The organism is Providencia sp. PROV156 (assembly GCF_028480905.1).
Lineage (GTDB): Bacteria > Pseudomonadota > Gammaproteobacteria > Enterobacterales > Enterobacteriaceae > Providencia > Providencia hangzhouensis.
The window spans coordinates 43313-61176 of the sequence record NZ_JAMPPE010000003.1; the positions used below are offsets into that span (position 1 = coordinate 43313).

The 17864-nt window shown below is 39.8% G+C and carries 17 protein-coding genes; 5 read left to right on the forward strand and 12 right to left on the reverse strand.

Features of this window, described 5'->3' with window-relative positions:
* Positions 1–3: 3 nt before the first annotated feature.
* The 5 genes from nqrE to PSF31_RS02580 are packed head-to-tail and all read right to left on the reverse strand — an operon-like array spanning position 4 to position 4600.
* Positions 4–600, reverse strand: coding sequence for an NADH:ubiquinone reductase (Na(+)-transporting) subunit E (nqrE, locus tag PSF31_RS02560; protein WP_004264764.1), 597 nt, complete (start codon positions 598–600; stop codon positions 4–6).
* A 4-nt stretch (positions 601–604) separates the two neighbouring features.
* The gene (locus tag PSF31_RS02565; protein ID WP_004264762.1) at positions 605–1234 is read right to left on the reverse strand and encodes an NADH:ubiquinone reductase (Na(+)-transporting) subunit D; all 630 of its coding nucleotides are present in this window, start codon (positions 1232–1234) and stop codon (positions 605–607) included.
* Positions 1227–2021, reverse strand: a complete 795-nt coding sequence (locus PSF31_RS02570; protein WP_004264759.1) for a Na(+)-translocating NADH-quinone reductase subunit C — start codon at positions 2019–2021, stop codon at positions 1227–1229. Before PSF31_RS02570 ends, PSF31_RS02565 begins: the two co-directional genes overlap by 8 nt.
* The gene (locus PSF31_RS02575) at positions 2014–3252 is read right to left on the reverse strand and encodes an NADH:ubiquinone reductase (Na(+)-transporting) subunit B (RefSeq protein WP_004264756.1); all 1239 of its coding nucleotides are present in this window, start codon (positions 3250–3252) and stop codon (positions 2014–2016) included. Before PSF31_RS02575 ends, PSF31_RS02570 begins: the two co-directional genes overlap by 8 nt.
* A 4-nt stretch (positions 3253–3256) precedes the next feature.
* Positions 3257–4600, reverse strand: coding sequence for a Na(+)-translocating NADH-quinone reductase subunit A (locus tag PSF31_RS02580; RefSeq protein ID WP_004264753.1), 1344 nt, complete (start codon positions 4598–4600; stop codon positions 3257–3259).
* 416 nt (positions 4601–5016) lie between these two features.
* Here PSF31_RS02580 and PSF31_RS02585 point away from each other — a divergent pair, with 416 nt between their 5' ends.
* Positions 5017–5754: a L,D-transpeptidase family protein gene (locus PSF31_RS02585; protein WP_004264751.1), complete on the forward strand. Its 738-nt coding sequence runs from the start codon at positions 5017–5019 to the stop codon at positions 5752–5754.
* On the opposite strand, the gene PSF31_RS02590 is transcribed toward PSF31_RS02585, so the two are convergent.
* Together PSF31_RS02590 and lpcA are read right to left on the reverse strand one after the other, a co-directional pair.
* A complete protein-coding gene (locus PSF31_RS02590; protein WP_004264748.1) occupies positions 5725–6492 on the reverse strand; it encodes a class II glutamine amidotransferase in 768 nt (255 codons plus the stop codon). The two genes, PSF31_RS02585 and PSF31_RS02590, sit on opposite strands and share 30 nt — an antisense overlap.
* 26 nt (positions 6493–6518) lie before the next feature.
* On the reverse strand, positions 6519–7097 hold the full coding sequence (gene lpcA / locus PSF31_RS02595; RefSeq protein ID WP_004264745.1) for a D-sedoheptulose 7-phosphate isomerase: 579 nt from the start codon (positions 7095–7097) through the stop codon (positions 6519–6521).
* A gap of 390 nt (positions 7098–7487) precedes the next feature.
* On the opposite strand from lpcA, the gene fadE reads away from it, so the two are divergent.
* Positions 7488–9953 (forward strand): acyl-CoA dehydrogenase FadE, encoded by a 2466-nt coding sequence (gene fadE, locus PSF31_RS02600; protein WP_096864771.1) that lies wholly within the window; start codon positions 7488–7490, stop codon positions 9951–9953.
* Between the two features lie 89 nt (positions 9954–10042).
* On the opposite strand, the gene PSF31_RS02605 is transcribed toward fadE, so the two are convergent.
* From PSF31_RS02605 to lysA, 4 genes are all read right to left on the reverse strand, one after another.
* The gene (locus PSF31_RS02605; RefSeq protein WP_164561205.1) at positions 10043–10738 is read right to left on the reverse strand and encodes a hypothetical protein; all 696 of its coding nucleotides are present in this window, start codon (positions 10736–10738) and stop codon (positions 10043–10045) included.
* Positions 10735–11970, reverse strand: coding sequence for a hypothetical protein (locus PSF31_RS02610; RefSeq protein WP_164561206.1), 1236 nt, complete (start codon positions 11968–11970; stop codon positions 10735–10737). Before PSF31_RS02610 ends, PSF31_RS02605 begins: the two co-directional genes overlap by 4 nt.
* A gap of 21 nt (positions 11971–11991) precedes the next feature.
* Entirely contained in the window at positions 11992–12627 is a 636-nt protein-coding gene (locus tag PSF31_RS02615) for a hypothetical protein (RefSeq protein ID WP_096864767.1), read from the reverse strand.
* Between the two features lie 171 nt (positions 12628–12798).
* On the reverse strand, positions 12799–14058 hold the full coding sequence (gene lysA / locus PSF31_RS02620; protein ID WP_004264731.1) for a diaminopimelate decarboxylase: 1260 nt from the start codon (positions 14056–14058) through the stop codon (positions 12799–12801).
* Between the two features lie 125 nt (positions 14059–14183).
* Here lysA and PSF31_RS02625 point away from each other — a divergent pair, with 125 nt between their 5' ends.
* On the forward strand, positions 14184–15119 hold the full coding sequence (locus PSF31_RS02625; RefSeq protein WP_096864766.1) for a LysR family transcriptional regulator: 936 nt from the start codon (positions 14184–14186) through the stop codon (positions 15117–15119).
* Here the strand turns inward: PSF31_RS02625 and PSF31_RS02630 are convergent.
* Positions 15093–16013: a LysR family transcriptional regulator gene (locus PSF31_RS02630; protein ID WP_094962045.1), complete on the reverse strand. Its 921-nt coding sequence runs from the start codon at positions 16011–16013 to the stop codon at positions 15093–15095. The two genes, PSF31_RS02625 and PSF31_RS02630, sit on opposite strands and share 27 nt — an antisense overlap.
* Positions 16014–16143: 130 nt before the next feature.
* Between PSF31_RS02630 and PSF31_RS02635 the strand changes: the two genes are divergently transcribed.
* Positions 16144–17016 carry an MBL fold metallo-hydrolase gene (locus tag PSF31_RS02635; protein WP_096864765.1) on the forward strand — a complete coding sequence of 291 codons (873 nt, stop codon included), beginning with the start codon at positions 16144–16146 and terminating at the stop codon, positions 17014–17016.
* Between the two features lie 173 nt (positions 17017–17189).
* Positions 17190–17834 (forward strand): DsbA family protein, encoded by a 645-nt coding sequence (locus PSF31_RS02640; protein WP_004264718.1) that lies wholly within the window; start codon positions 17190–17192, stop codon positions 17832–17834.
* Positions 17835–17864 lie beyond the last annotated feature (30 nt).

The following is a 17864-nucleotide window of genomic DNA, read 5'->3' on the forward strand; positions in this document are numbered from 1 at the left end:
CCTTTATAGCTGCACACCGGAGAAGGACATAAAGCCCAATGCCATTAAACCGGTTGTCACAAAGGTGATACCTAACCCTTTTAGACCCGATGGAATATCTGAGTACTTCATCTTCTCACGGATAGCCGCCAGCAATACGATTGCGAGCATCCAGCCGATCCCCGAACCGAACCCATACACAATCGATTCGCTAAAGTTATAATCACGCTGAGCCATGAAAGAAACACCACCGAAAATGGCACAGTTAACGGTAATCAATGGCAAAAAGATACCTAACGCGTTATACAGTGACGGGAAGTAGCGGTCTAAAATCATTTCAAGAATCTGAACTAACGCGGCAATAACACCGATAAAAGTGATGAAGTTCAAGAAGGATAAATCGATACCTTCGGCAATCGCACCATCACGTAACACCAAGTTGTATACTAAGTTATTGGCTGGGACAGAGATCCCCAGAACTACCGTTACAGCGATACCCAGTCCAAAAGCGGTTTTTACATTCTTCGACACCGCAAGGAAAGTACACATTCCCAAGAAAAACGCTAATGCCATATTTTCAATAAAAATGGCTTTAACAAACAGGCTAATATAGTGTTCCATGTGATTAGTCCTTCTCTACCTGAGCTGGTTTCAGAGTACGTAGTCCCCAAATCAGCATACCAATGATAAAGAATGCACTTGGCGCGAGGAGGAACAAGCCATTTGGCATGTACCAACCACCGGTTTGTAGTGATTCAAAAACTGTGATACCAAACAATTTGCCGGAACCAAATAACTCACGGAAAAAGCCGACTAAAACAAGGATCACACCATAACCAAGACCGTTACCAATACCGTCCATGAAGCTTTCAATTGGTGGTGCTTTCATTGCGTAAGCTTCAGCACGTCCCATGACGATACAGTTAGTAATAATCAAGCCAACAAATACAGAAAGTTGTTTTGATATTTCATAGGCGTATGCACGTAAAATTTGGTCAACGACAATAACTAAAGACGCAATAATCGCCATTTGAACAATAATACGCACACTGCTCGGAATATAGTTCCTGATAAGTGAGATAAAGAAGTTAGAAAAAGCCGTTACTAAGGTTACAGCAATCGTCATAACGAGTGCGGTTTCTAACTTCGTTGTCACTGCAAGTGCAGAACAAACCCCTAATACCTGTAAAGCAATTGGGTTGTTATCAAATAGCGGCCCAAGTAGGACGCGTTTTACTTCTTTTGAATCAGCCATTATTCAGCGCTCCTTCACGTACTTTTTTCAGGAACGGACCAAAACCGTTATCCCCTAACCAGAAATCAAACATATGTTGGATCCCGTTCGATGTTAGAGTCGCACCTGAAAGGCCGTCGATACCGTATGGGTTATCTGTAGCACCACCGCGCACGATTTTAATTGCCGGAACCCCCTGTTCATTGAACAGCTTTTTACCTGGCCATTGTGCTTTCCACTGAGGGTTATCAACCTCACCACCCAGCCCTGGTGTTTCACCATGTGCGTAGTAAGTAATACCACGAGAGGTAACACCATCTACATCTACCGCAATAAAGGCATACATGACAGACCACAAACCAGAACCGTAAACAGGTAAAATAATTTGTGATACTTTTCCTGCTTCATCTTTAACCAAATAGATTTCAGCGCTATTTGCACGACGGCGGATTTTTGCAATATCCTCTGCAGGAGAGAGTGCAATACTCGTTTCTTCACTACGTAACTCGTTATTTAAGTCATAACGGCTAGTGCTATCAGATAATTCATTAGTTTTAAAATTCAAAAGTTTAGGTTCGATGCGATCCTTATACACATTTTGAACTTCCTCAGCGGTCATTTTAGGCTGTAGCAACCCAGCAACACTTAAAATGTTACGTTGAGTATCTAACTGAATCTGTTCTTGCTGCTGTGGTTTTAAACCAACGGCAGCACCTGCGACGACAATAGAGCACACTAGACAAAGAATAAAAACAACTAGAAATGTTCTGCCGACGCTATCGTTATTAATTGGTTTTTCATTAGCCACGAGCTTTTCTCCGCTTAATATTTGCTTGAACGACCAGATAGTCAAACAGAGGAGCAAACAGGTTGGCGAATAGGATCGCCAGCATCATCCCTTCTGGATAAGCTGGGTTAACAACCCTGATAAGAACACACATTACACCGATCAGAATGCCGTACGCCCATTTACCTTTGTCTGTGAATGAAGCTGATACCGGGTCTGTCGCCATAAAAATCATACCGAATGCGAAACCACCGAGTACCATGTGCCACCACCATGGCATAGCAAATAACGGGTTGGTATCAGAGCCAATGGCGTTGAATAGGTAGGACATTGCAATCATACCAACCATCACACCAGCGACAATGCGCCATGATGCAATACGGAAGAACATGATAAGAGCCCCACCAATAAACAGCATCAGAGTTGACACTTCACCAATTGAACCTGGCATATTACCTAAAAAGGCTTGCATCCAAGTAATAGGCTCATGAGTCACTGTGTTCATTAGCGCATGCTCACCACCTGTTGCCCATTGTGATAATGGTGTTGCACCAGAGAAGCCATCTGCAGCGGTCCAAACTAAGTCACCTGATATTTGAGCAGGATAAGCAAAGAATAAGAAAGCACGTCCAGCCAATGCCGGGTTTAAGAAGTTACGCCCAGTACCGCCAAAAATTTCTTTCGCAATAACAACCCCGAACGTGATACCTAATGCAGCCTGCCATAAAGGAATGGTTGGCGGCACAATTAAGGCAAATAGAATCGAGGTAATAAAGAAGCCTTCGTTTATTTCATGGCCGCGGATCATGGCGAATAACACTTCCCAGAAACCACCGACTAAGAAAACGACTGCATAAATAGGAAGGAAATACACTGCACCCAGCAGCATTTTACTTCCCCATCCAGCATCCATCGAAAGTGATGCGCCTAAAAACTGCGCTAAGCTATAATGCCAATCACTAGCTAGAACTTGCTGTAATTCAGCCCCGCTATATAATTGATGCAAAGCTGGGATGGCTTGGTTACCAACGTTATACATTCCCCAGAACATAGCTGGGAAAACCGCTAGCCACACCAATATCATCATACGTTTCAGGTCAATAGTATCCCTGACATGAGAACGCCCTTTTGTTACCGTACCCGGCGTGTAAAAAACAGTCGAAACTGCTTCAAATAACGCATAGTATTTTTCTAGCTTTCCACCGGGCTCAAAATGGTGCTCATACTTTTCAAATAAATTTTTCAGACCCATGGAATCACCCTTCTAGCTCAATCTTGGTCAGAACATCGCGTAGCACCGGACCATATTCATATTTCGCTGGGCAAACGTAGGTACATAAACCTAAATCTTCTTCGTCCAACTCTAAACAGCCCAATTCTTGTGATGAGTCAGTGTCTCCAGCAAGGAGATCGCGCAATAAATGAGTGACCATGATATCGAGAGGCATGACTCGCTCGTAGTTACCAATTGGCACCATCGAACGCTCGCCACCGTTCATTGTCGTTGTAAAATTAAAACGTTTATTTTTCAGGAAATGCCCGATTGTGGTACGAGTAATCGTAAATTTATTAACACCAGGCATAATCCAGCCAAATAACTCTTTATTGCGACCTTCGGCTAACACTGAGACTTGATTATGAAAACGACCAAGATAGTGATGGGTATCATCGCATGTCACGCCCCAAAGGACTGAACCGGAAATAATACGATTTTCACCCGCTTTAAGCTGACCTTGTGTTAATTCATATAAATCAGCACCTAGGCGAGTACGCAGAAGACGAGGTTTTTCAACTTGTGGCCCTGCTAATGAAATCACGCGGTCTGTGTATAGGTGACCCGTAACAAATAGCTTACCAATAGCAATAACGTCTTGGTAATTAAGGCTCCAAACTTTTTTCTTAATACTCACAGGTTCTAAGAAATGAATATGAGTTCCCGCTAAACCAGCAGGATGCGGCCCTGCAAACTGAGTATAAGAAATTTGGTTATGTGCCGTATTCTTCGGTAAGTCTCCCTCTCCATGACACACATGGATTTTACCTTCTGTTAAACGACTTAGAACCAAAAGCCCATCGTTAAATGCTTGTTCTTGCTCTTTAATAATTAAAACAGGATCCGCTGCAAGTGGGTTAGTATCCATTGCAGTGACAAAAATAGCGATAGGTGAAGAACCCGGTTGTGGTGAACGGCTAAATGGACGCGTTCTTAAAGATGTCCACAGACCCGATTTGATCAAGTTATCTTCGACTTGTTGTTGCGTTAATGTTGATAGCTCATCACGAGTATAAGCTGCAAATGTTTCTTGTTCATCGCCATCAATTTCGATGACAACAGATTGAAGCACACGACGCTCACCACGATGAATAGCAACAATTTTACCGCAGGCTGGGCTTGTAAATAAAACCCCTGGATTCTTTTTATCTTCAAAAAGAACCTGTCCTTTAACTACACGCTCACCTTCTTTAACCAGCATCGAAGGACGCATTCCGACATATTCCTCACCTAGCACAGCTACGTGTTGAATTTTCGGGCCGTCTTCTATCACTTGGGCTGGCTCACCTGCGATAGGAAGGTTGAGGCCTTTTTTAATTTTAATCATAAGATCTGCACAAGTTTATCAGTTAAACCCTAAGCTAACGATTCAGCAATGAATGATAGCGACTCATTAAATAAAAAATAGCTCAAGTAATAGCCATCACTTAAGCAGGTATTCTCACATAATTGTTACTAAATTTTATCTTCTGCCACCCACAATTTTATCAGTTCCCACTCTCTATGTCCGGCTATAGAAGTGACATAGTTCAAGCAAATTGCATTAATATTTAAATTTTTCTGTTAACAATTCGGTATTATCGATATTTAAGCTCACATTTATCGATCATTGTTTATTATTTACACAATAAAGGTTCATTTAAAAACTATTAACAAACTATATTAATTTTCGATTTACTCGTCTAGAATGCATAAAATATGTACTCTTTTTGTTCAATAACATTTTCTTGATATGGCTTAGATATGAAATTAAGTAAATTTTTTAGTGCAATTTTTTTATTTGTACTCATATATTCTCCTGCTATTCAGGCGAGTAACTATTCATTTCTACTTAATAATAACGTATCGGATAGCTCAAACTCATCCATTTTTATTCAAATATTTAAGCAAGAAGGTTTATTAGAACTCTATCAAAAAACACCATCAGGAAAATATAAACTGTCGAAAACTTACCCAATTTGTAAGTTTTCAGGAGGGCTAGGTCCAAAAAAAATTGAAGGTGACCTGAAAAGCCCAGAAGGATTTTATCAAATTACAGCGGAACAGCTCAATCCTAATAGTCGGTATTACCGATCTATCAATATTGGTTTTCCTAATGAGTTTGATAAAGCGCAAGGCTATAGCGGTAGCTATCTTATGATCCACGGCAGTTGCGTTTCGGTGGGATGTTATGCCATGACCGATAAATATATGGGTGAGATTTACCAAACAGTAGAAACGGCCTTACTCAGCGGGCAGTCGGTCATTAATGTCAGCATTTACCCATTTAAAATGACAAATGAAAATATGCTGCGCTACCGTAATTCCAGCCATTATGCCTTCTGGAAGCAGCTACAACCCGCTTACGAGTATTTCAACCGCACAGGAAGGCCTGCCGAGGTGTCGGTCGCTTTAGGTAAATATGCGGTTATTGACCAAGCTGATACCCCAACAAAATTGTTAGGGTCTAAATCACAATATGCGCTCACCAAGATAGAATAAGACGAAATTACCAGGGTCAATTCGCTGCCAGTTTTCGTTACCCGTTAGTGGTTGCGTTGCGATAACAGAGACCACATCAGTGGGGGTCGTGCACTGCTCAAAATCGATTTCAATATCTTGGTCAAGTAATTTTGCTTTACCAAACGGTGCCTTACGCGTTAACCAATGTAAATTCGTCGAGCTAAAGGCCATCATATATTGCCCATCAGACAGCAACATATTAAATACCCCTTTATGACGTAATTGGTCAGCTAATGTCGCAATAAAACGGAACACGCTTTTCCAATTCGATGGCCTGCGTGGGTATTTTTCACTGAGTTGATGAAGTATCCAACAAAATGCCCATTCGCTATCAGTTTCACCTATTGGGCAATAACGTCCAGTTTTCAGTGTACGATACCCCTTTAACTGCCCATTATGTGCATAAGTCCAATTACGTCCCCATAGCTCACGAGTAAAGGGGTGAGTATTTGCTAACGACACATCCCCCCGATTTGCTTGGCGAATATGCGCAACAACACTTTCTGATTTAATCGGGTATTCCTGCACAAAACGAGCGACAGGTGATAAAAAACTGGGTTGAGGATCTTTAAATGTGCGACACCCGAGCCCCTCATAAAAGGTAATTCCCCAACCATCTTTATGTGGGCCTGTTTGGCCCCCTCGGGAAATTAACCCACTTAGGCTAAACGAAATATCGGTTGGAACATTGGCACTCATGCCAAGTAACTCGCACATTTAAAAGCTCCTGATCAATAATAACGTTACTTCACCATCTCTTTTTCGATTAACTGAATTAAGATATGAATAACTTTAATATGAATTTCTTGGATACGGTCGGCATACCCAAAGTGTGGAACACGAATTTCAATATCCGCGGTTCCAGCCATTTTCCCGCCATCTTTACCTGTTAGCGTGATGACTTTCATACCTTTTTCACGCGCAGCGGCAATCGCTTTAATAATGTTTCCTGAATTACCTGAGGTAGAAATTCCGAGTAAAACATCACCTTTCATGCCAACAGCTTCGATAAAGCGCGAAAAAACATACTCATAGCCGAAGTCATTACTCACACAAGATAAATGACTCACATCTGAAATAGCAATCGCAGGATAACCTGGGCGGTTTTCGCGATAACGCCCAGTTAATTCTTCAGCAAAATGCATTGCATCACAGTGAGAGCCCCCATTACCACAAGATAATACTTTGCCACCTGCTTTAAAAGAGTCAGCAAGTAGAACGGCAGCCTGTTGGATAGCATTAATATTGGCATCATCGCTAAGGAAATTCGATAACGTCTCGGCCGCTTCAGTCAGCTCGCCGCGGATTAAGTCTTGATACATGAGATTTCCTCTTAATTAAGAATACGTTACAGAAATTACGATTAATTTACATCCAAATTATCCTAAAAGAAAAATGGCGTTCCATGGCAAAACTCAGATAGATATCAGTAATTAATCTTTAATAGTCAGATTGTTGCACAGGGATAATTTTGTTTCTACTTTTGATTGTGCTGTCATGACCCTATCGACAAAATTCACCGTATCTCATAACCAATAACCTGACTTTTCAGAAAACAAATAAGACTAATTACTACGATAATTTCCTTTATATGACGTTTTTGTGAGCTAAGTTGTAATTAAGATGTAAATACATTGCTAATCCTTTATTAATAGGTATAGATTAAAGCAACAAACAGGTCAGACCTCTTACAAGTGGACAGGAGCTTAACTATGATCCTTCTCAGCATTGTGTTATTTCTCGCCTTAATCGGCGTACTTTGTTACCACAAAACCTCTTTAGTTTTTAGCTCAATATTATTATTGGCCTATACCGCGGTTATGGGGGTCATCAATATTTGGAGCTACTGGATGTTACTGCCAGTTGCCTTGGTTTTATTTCCTTTTGTCTTCACTCCCGTACGTCAATCGCTTTTCTCTATCCGCGCGATGAAAATGTTCCAAAAAGTCATGCCGCCAATGTCAAGTACAGAAAAAGAAGCCATTGACGCAGGGACAACGTGGTGGGAAGGTGACCTTTTCCGTGGTGCTCCAGATTGGAATAAACTGCATAACTACCCAAAACCACAATTAACCGCAGAAGAACAAGCTTTTATGGATGGGCCCGTTGAAACTGTTTGTGGTATGGTCAATGACTTCGAAGTTAGCCATGAACTTGCGGATCTTCCTCCTGAAGTGTGGCAATACCTACGTGATCACCGTTTCTTCGCTATGATCATCAAAAAAGAATATGGTGGCCTTGAGTTTTCTGCTTATGCACAGTCTCAAGTTCTACAAAAACTCGCTGGCGTATCCGGTATTCTTGCTATCACTGTTGGTGTTCCAAATTCATTAGGCCCTGGCGAACTACTACAGCATTATGGGACTGACGAACAAAAACAACGCTATTTACCGGGCTTAGCGACGGGTGAAGAAATTCCATGTTTTGCATTAACGAGCCCTGAAGCAGGCTCAGATGCTGGTGCAATCCCAGATTCAGGTGTCGTTTGTATGGGAGAATGGCAAGGTGAGCAAGTATTAGGAATGCGTTTAACATGGAACAAACGCTATATTACCTTAGCACCAATTGCCACTGTACTAGGTCTCGCATTCAAACTTTCAGACCCTGATAAACTCTTAGGTGGCGAGAAAAACCTTGGTATCACCTGTGCGTTAATTCCAACTAATACCCCAGGTGTTGAAATTGGTCACCGCCACTTCCCACTAAATATTCCATTTATGAATGGTCCTACACGTGGAAAAGATATTTTTGTTCCAATCGATTACATTATTGGTGGGCCAAAAATGGCTGGCCAAGGTTGGAGAATGTTGGTTGAGTGCCTTTCAGTGGGTCGTGGCATTACATTGCCATCGAACTCAACAGGTAGCTTGAAGAGTATCGCTATCGCGACAGGAGCTTACTCTTATATTCGTCGCCAATTCAAATTACCCATTGGTAAAATGGAAGGTATTGAAGAGCCTCTCGCACGTATTGCTGGTAATACTTATCTAATGGATGCAGCTGCAACTCTCATTACCTCTGGGATTATGTTAGGTGAGAAACCTGCAGTTCTATCCGCTATTGTTAAATACCATTGTACACACCGAGGCCAGCGCGCAATTATTGACGCCATGGATATTACCGGTGGTAAAGGCATTTGCCTTGGGGATTCAAACTTTGTTGCGAGAGCCTATCAAGGCGCCCCTATCGCCATTACAGTTGAAGGGGCAAATATCCTAACCCGCAGTATGATCATCTTCGGTCAAGGCGCTATCCGTTGCCATCCATTTGTATTAGAAGAAATGGCCGCAGCGCAGGATAATAACTTACATAAATTCGATAAAGCCGTATTTGGGCATATTGGACATGTGGTTAGTAACCAATTCCGTAGCTTCTGGCTTGGTTTAACCAATGGCCGTGGAAGTCATTCACCAACCAAAGATGAAACACGCCGTTACTATCAAATGCTAAACCGCCAAAGTGCCAACTTAGCATTGCTATCCGATGTTGCCATGGGTGTGTTAGGCGGTAGCTTGAAACGCCGTGAACGTATCTCTGCTCGCTTAGGAGATATTTTAAGCCACTTGTATCTCGCATCTGCAACCTTAAAACGTTATGAAGATGAAGGTCGCCAGAAAGCAGACTTACCATTAGTGAAATGGGCGGTTGAAGATTGTTTATATCAATCAGAAAAAGCGATGGATGACCTCCTGAAAAACTTCCCTAACAAATTGGTTGCCGGGATCATGCGCATCACACTGTTCCCTACTGGCCGTGCGATGTCGACACCATCAGACCGACTAGACCATAAACTGGCTCAAATTCTGATGGAGCCATCAGAAACACGCGACAGATTGGGCCGTGGCCAGTACTTAACGCCGACGGAAAACAACCCTCATGGCCTTGTAAACCAAGCTCTGCTCGATATCATTGCTGCTGAACCTATTTTCGAACGTATCTGCCGCTTAAAAGAGCGTAAGCTCAGCTTTACTCGCTTAGATAAGCTTGCTGACCAACTACTTCCTGAAAACGTAATTACGCAAGAAGAGGCTGATATCTTGCGTAAAGCAGAAGCAAGCCGGTTACGGACAATTAACGTCGATGAGTTTGAGTTTGATGATCTGGGTGTACTTCCTGCAAAAAAGTCGCCAAATGAGCCATCAAATGAAGAAACCAGTAAGAAAAAGAAAGCGGCTTAATTAATTATTAAGTTTATTAAGTAATAAAAAAACTCAAGGAGTTATTCGCCCCTTGAGTTTTTTATTAGTGCAAATTATACATCAATTTTCTACGTACTCGGGGAGTTTGCTCGTTGTTTAGCCTCTAATATATAAGGTCGTAATTTAATTTTATTATCCCAGTCACCTAGCTTAAATTGACAAATCTCCCCACCTTCATTTGCGCAAATTGTTAGATACTCTTTTGCTTTGTCTATTTTTCCAAATTCGTAAAAATAGATTTCAGAGGCAGCCTCTAACGCTAATAGACGGTAATAACCTTTAGTTTCTATCAACCTTTCCCAATATTTTATTGACTGTTCCAAATCAATCTCCATACCAACTCCGTGGTTATTAAAGTAAGCTAATCGGTATAAACCCAGCTGGAAATTAGGATCAATCATTACAGCTTTATTTAAATATTCTAAACCAATTAAACAATTTTCATCTGCAATTCGCTTTAAATTGACTAGACTTTTTTCAGAACAGGTCGAATCATCAAAATATAATAAAAATAAAAGATAATGGGTTTTGGCGTCACCTTCATCTACTTTATTTTTGAGTAAATAAAATTTCTCTGCTGTCTCAATTGGTGTCATGGCCTGAAAAAAATTTTTCTCTTCTTCATGCTTCATATTATTAGTAGAAAAAGCAAGCATCCTATACGACGGAGGTTTCACGTCACTACTTTGTAAAAAATTTTCACTGTATGAATATGAATCATATCCACTGAGAATAAAAACTAGCACAACCAATAACCATTTCATATTAACCCATTAAATACGCGATCGTTATTTGATTTTAAAAATGGTAGTGTATTTTTCATTGTAGTCATTAATACATTATTTAAGCTTATAGATGACTCACTATTAAATAATGAAATCAACTCTGCTAGTTGATTTTCAGGATGAGCTATATCTTTTTGTTTAAACCACACATCAACAATATCTGTTTTTTTTCCATCAATCCAAGTTACCTCTGATATTAATTTATGTTGATTACTATTTCCATCCACATAATCAGAAAATGAATAATTTAAGCTTATTGATGAAATACCGGCCTTACTCAAACCTAATAATTCTTCAGACTGCGTTTTACCATCACTGTTTTTATCTCGCCATAACTTAAGATATTCCCAGTGAAAATCATCATTACTAACAAATCCATCATTATTGCTATCAAAATCCATTAAGCCATCAAAGCCATTTAATGCAAAACAACCATTTTCTTTCAGATAATCATCCCCAAATAACTCACTAGAATCATTAATAATTCCATCACTATTTTTATCCATCACCAATAATGCATCACTGGGAGAAACCCATCCGGTTTTTTTTAGCTCTCCATTAAATTTAAATAGCACACCAAAATCATATGATAAAGTTTCCACTCCATTATTATTTAAGTCAATAATTAAAGGTGTTTTATAGTCCTTTGCTATTTCCTTTATTTTCTTTAAGTTTTTCTTCGGTGTTCCTGCTAATTTAATACCATTGACACCAGACTTCTCAAGAAACTCACTCACGAAGTCAATACAATTATTTGATATCAAGTTATAATTTTCATTACCATCCGAATTATTTTTGATTGAATTATATGTCTTAAATAAATTATTTAAATCATTATCAAACACAGGTCCTTGTCCCACAATTGTCAAAGATGATGCTTCTGAATACTTATTATGATCATCGAATGAAATATTATCCGTATTGGTCAAAAAACTATTACCAGCACTAAAACCTATAGATACGCTTTCAAATTGGTTACTTTCCGGATTTATGCCTTTAAGGCCAATAAATACATGACCAAAAGAAGAATCCCCTATATTTGTATTATCACCTACAACATCTATATATTGGCTATCTGGCGGAGAAACAAATATAGTAAAGCTAGGTCCTCCATAGCTAGAGAAACCATTATCATCTAATTCAAACAATCGACTATCACCTTCATTTACGCTTTGTAAATAATGTTCTGGTATATATTCTTTAACATCCATACATCCCCCCTTTTATCTCTATTAATTTTTCATATAGTTATCTATATCATTGAGATATTTTTTACATTTTTCGCTACCATTTTTAGCACCAATATCTGCATAATATCTAGATTTATCAATATTTTTTATATTTCCATCATCATCAAAAAGAGTAATTTCAACTAAGTAATCACAGACTAATACAGAATCTCTCCCTCCTTTTTTTATTATCTTATCTAGAATTAGATTTGCTTTATTTACATTTTCATTCAATACAACCCCTTTATGATAAAGTTTACTCATTTCAAATAACGCCATATTATTATCAGGATTTATATTAACTGATTCAATTAAGTAATTAACAGCTTTTTTACATATGAAATTAGGTATCGAAGGCTTAAAATCAAAATACTTGCAATTAGAATCCTTAAGGAATAATTTAAATAATAATAAATTACTATTTGAATCTCCTGATGCAGCCTTTTCAACTAACAAAAAGAAATCTTTTTCATTTCTTGGTGGTGGGTACTCATCACTAATAGATGGTTCATATATTAAATACTTACTATCATAATTAAATGATAACATCCTATATGATGGCATAATGATATCTCTTTTAAAATCATTAGCTTTACACTCTAAAAAGGCTAAGCCAAGTATAAAAATCATCAATTTCATATTATTCTCATTTAAATAAAATCAATCATTAGAAGAAAATAAATTTATTTTTACATATAAAAAAGTATTGTAAATAACCTAAAAGAGTAGTTTTAACCTTAATTAAAAACAAAAAAATCCAGCCATTTATTTAATAGCTGGACCCATTAATTTTTTGAGGAATTATTTAAATTACAACTCCAACGCCAATAATTCCTCTATCGTTTGGCGGCGGCGAATTAATTGTGGTTTGCCATTCACAAACATCACTTCGGGTAATAATGGGCGGCTATTGTAGTTTGATGACATGGATGCACCATAAGCACCAGTGTCATGAAAAACCAGAAAATCGCCAACTTTCACCTCGGGTAAAGCGCGGGTTACCACTAAACCGCCCTCTAACTGGGTAAATACATCTCCTGATTCACACAGAGGGCCAGCGACAATAGTATCTTTTAGTTGAGCCCCATCAACGTTACGTCCATCCGTGGGTAATACTGAAATATGGTGATAGCTGCCATACATCGCTGGGCGCATTAGGTCATTAAAACCACTGTCTACAAGCACATAGTGGCGGCTACCCATATCTTTAACGGCTCGCACTTCGGCTAACAATACGCCTGATTCTGCAACCAAATAACGGCCAGGTTCTATTTCAAGTTCAATTTTGTGCCCTAAGTGTTGTTCGATACGTTGGCGAGCGTTATCCCATAAGCTGTAATAATGCTGCACATCGATTAATTCATCGCCTTCACGATACGGTGTTGATAGCCCACCACCAGCTGAAATGGCATGAAGGTCAACCCCTGCGGTTGTGACTAGCGCCACCATAGAATCACACACATCGGCAAGATGTTGATAGTCAACCCCAGAACCAATATGCATATGAATACCAACCAATGATAAATTGTAATGGCGAATTTTTTCTAACGCTAAAGATAAGTCTTCATGCCAAATACCGTGCTTACTATTTTCACCACCAGTATTGGTTTTTTGGCTATGGCCGTGACCAAAACCAGGGTTGATACGCAGCCAAACAGGATGTCCAGCTTTTTGCTCGCCAATTTGTTCAAGCATATCAATCGAGCCTGCATTCACAGGGATATCTAACTCAGTCACTTTCGCTAATGTCGCCCTATCGAGCACATCTGCTGTAAAGACGATTTCTGAGTTTTCACGCCCGGGCTGGAACCCTGCCACCAGCGCTCGTTCAATCTCCCCTAAGGAAACGGAATCGACTTTAACACCTTGCTGCTTCATTAAGCGCAGGATATGAATATTCGAGCACGCTTTTTGTGCAAAGCGCACGGTATCAAAAACTTGTAATTGCTTGATACGCTCAATGATCACCGCGCTATCATAAACCCAAACAGGGCTACCATACTGCTCAGGTAATGCGCGTAAATACTCAGGGGTTAAATATTGGCTTGTTGTCGTTGCGAATGAAGTCATTGTCTTTCTCGTTTGCAAGTTTTTATTATATTAAAAGCTATTATTCAAAGAATAATACGGGAAAAAAAATATCTATTTTGCTAAAGTCTATTCATATTTGATATGGAATTTATTAAGGACGCCTTATGCAAGCCATTTCATGGCGGCACATCGAAATATTCCGTGCAGTAATGACGACCCCTAACCTAACGGAAGCCGCTGCGCTGCTAAACACCTCACAGCCGACTATCAGCCGTGAACTTGCTCGCTTAGAATACCTTTTACAGTTTAAGTTATTCGATAGAGTCAAAGGGCGGTTACAACCTACAGCGCAAGGTTTACGGTTTCTTGAAGAGGTTGAACGCTCCTATTATGGTTTAGAACGCATTAAAAATTCAGCGGAAACCATCCGGCGCTTCGAACATGCACAAATATCGATAACCTGTCTACCTGCTTTCGCCCAATCTTTATTACCTCAGGTTTGCCAATCATTTATGGAAAATTACCCTGATGTCAGTATCACGGTGATCCCACAAGAGTCCCCTGTATTAGAAGAATGGTTGTCAGCCCAGCGTTACGATTTTGGCTTAACAGAGCATCTACAAATGCCACCGGGAACTGAACAACAAACACTAGGAAGTTTAAATGAAGTGTGTGTCTTACCGGCGAGCCACCCTTTAACCCAAAAAGAAGTGTTAACACCCAACGATTTTCAAGGCCAACGTTTTATTAGCCTATCATTAACTGACAGCTATCGTCAGTTGATTGACTCAACCTTTGCGGAACATCACGTCGAACGTAAAATGGTCATGGAAACGCATTCGGCATCATCCATTTGTGCCATGGCACTAAAAGGGATTGGAGTTTCTATTGTTAACCCGTTAACTGCATTAGATTTTCATCAGCAATCAGCTAGGAAGTTAGCTCTACGTCCACTCAGTTTTTCGATTCCTTTTACTGTTAGTTTAATAAGGCCAATTCACCGCCCTTCATCACAATTGACCAATATTTTTACTCAACATTTAGAGGATAACTTTAATCAAATAAAAACTCAGCTAACTTCCGCGCTGTTGCATCAATAGCTGCCAATGAGGTGAAGTTTCAAACCAATTAGCGAGATAATCAATCACCACTCTCAGGGCGGTTGGCATTTTTTGGCGACTAGTATACACAGCGTAAATACCTAGTGGCATTGGTGTATATTCAGGTAATAACTGAACTAACTCACCCGAAGCCAAATGATTAGCAACTGAATAATAAGGTTGCATAGAGATACCCGCCCCCTGCAATGTTGCTTCAGCGAGAAATACGGATTCGTTAGCACTTAAGCGCCCATCAACTAACACACTATGCTGCATGCCTGCTTTTTCAAATACCCATAAGCTACGACCAAAAAAATTGTAGGTTAAGCAATCAAGCAAAACTAAATCCTCTGGCTTTTCAGGCTGCTTCTTTCCTTTTAAAAAGTCAGGTGAAGCACAAATGACAGAATGGCAAGTTGACAAGGGTTTTGCGATTAAACTCGGTTCCAGTTGATTCGTGATACGGATTGCCAAATCAATTCGTTCTTCTATCAAATTAACCGATTTATTCGATATTTGCATATCAATAGCCATATTCGGGTAAAGTTTCATAAACTCAGAAATAGCCACAGAAAGCGCACTTTGGGCGATTGATTGTGAACAACTAATACGCACTAAACCAGATAATGCTTTTGCATCAAGCTCTTGCTGCACAGGCACCATTTGGGAAATAGCATTAAGTTGCAAAGATTGTTGATATACCCCTTCCCCTGCTGAAGTTAGACTTAATTTCCGTGTGGTGCGATTTAATAAACGTACCCCCGCCCATTGTTCCATTTCTGACAAATAGCGTGTCACCATCGCTCTAGACATATCCAGTTTTTCTGCTGCTCCACTTAGGCTGCCTTGTTCAACGATAGTAATAAATACCTCAGCCGCTTTTAATCTATCCATACCATTCTCATTTGACCGAATTATGCAACAAACAAAACCTAATTATGGAGTTTTTCACCTTATCATTGCAATTTAGTATACATGACATGCAAAACAAACTTTTCTGTATAACTTCATTTTAGGATACAACATGAAATTGACCTTATTAGCAGCAACCGCGTTAATTGCCACAACGATGAACCTGGCCCAAGCTGAAACACTCACACTAGATGTTTATAACCCTGGAAATAACAGCGTATTTCCAGTTTCCTCTGAAATAATTAGCGGTTCAAGTGAAGTGGTGTTGATTGATGCACAATTTCAAAAAAATGATGCACAACAATTGGTTGATAAGATTAAAAAACTCAATAAAAAATTAACCACGATTTACATTAGCCATTCTGACCCAGATTACTATTTTGGGCTAGATACCCTAACAAACGCCTTCCCAGAGGCTAAAGTGGTCGCAACAGCAAACACAGTTGAAGCCATTAAAGCAACTAAAGATGGCAAGCTGGCTTACTGGGGCGGTGTATTAAAAGATGAAGCCCCTGCCCATGTTATCGTCCCTGAAGTTATTAAAGGAGACTACTTCACCGTTGATGGCGAAAAACTTGAAATTAAAGGCCTTGATGGCGTGTCACCAGATAGAACTTATCTCTGGGTTCCATCATTAAAAGCCGTTGTGGGTGGCGTTATTGTTTCTGACAATATTCATGTTTGGGTAGCGGATACCCAAACAGAAGAGTCACGCAAAAATTGGCAGCAAACATTGAAAGACATCAAAGCACTGAACCCAACAACTGTCGTTCCCGGCCACTTTACGGGAGCATCTAAATTAGATACAAGCTCAGTTTCTTTTACTCAACAATATTTACAACATTTTGAAAATTCGGCAAAAACAAGTACAAACTCAGATGAGCTCATCCAGAAAGTTGTGGAAAAATACCCACAATTAGATGACAAGTCGAGCTTAGAACTTAGTGCAAAAGTCATTAAAGGCGAAATGCAATGGCCACAATAACTCTGTAATACACGTTATTTCAGCCATTTTGTGCAGTCTGTTCCGTATCAATTCCCTGAATGACTTGCTAAAAACAATTTGGCTGATTTAACCGAATGATAGTGGTATTAATTTCTTGATGATGATACAACTTAACTCAAATTATTTAAAAATAGCAAATAAAGAGAACGATTATGAGCAACATCACCCTACACTATATTTATGACCCTTATTGTGGCTGGTGCTATGCCGCTGCGCCTTTAGTTGAAATTGCCAAGCAACACCCAAGTATCAACATTGAAATGCATGGTGGAGGCATGCTAGCAGGTGACGCTCGTCTACATTTAGATGATAATTTTCGCCAATATATTCTGCAATCCGATAAGCGCATTGCATCAATGACAGGGCAAGTGTTTGGCGATGACTATATAAAAATGCTACACGAACCTAATTTGGTTATGGACTCAACACCACCGCAAACCGCTATATTAGCGGCAACCAAGCAAGGCAAAGGCTTTGAAATGCTTAAAGCCATTCAAAAAGCACACTACATTTCAGGACGCCATATTAAAGATACCGCGGTACTTCTTGAGCTCGCCAAAGAAATTGGCCTCGATGTAACCCAGTATGTGTCCGACTACAGTGAGTGTGAGCAACATGAAACTGCGGCCCACATTGGAACAAGTAAGGCTCTGTTAGCGCAGTCAGGTGCATCCGGTTTTCCAACACTGTTAATACAACAACAGGATAGATGGTTGCGTGTTCCATTACAAAATTACCTCGGTGAGCCGAGTAAATGGCAGCAGTTTTTAGACTCTCTAGTAACAGCAGCGTCTTAACAACTACAACTCCGATTTTTACTCACCCCT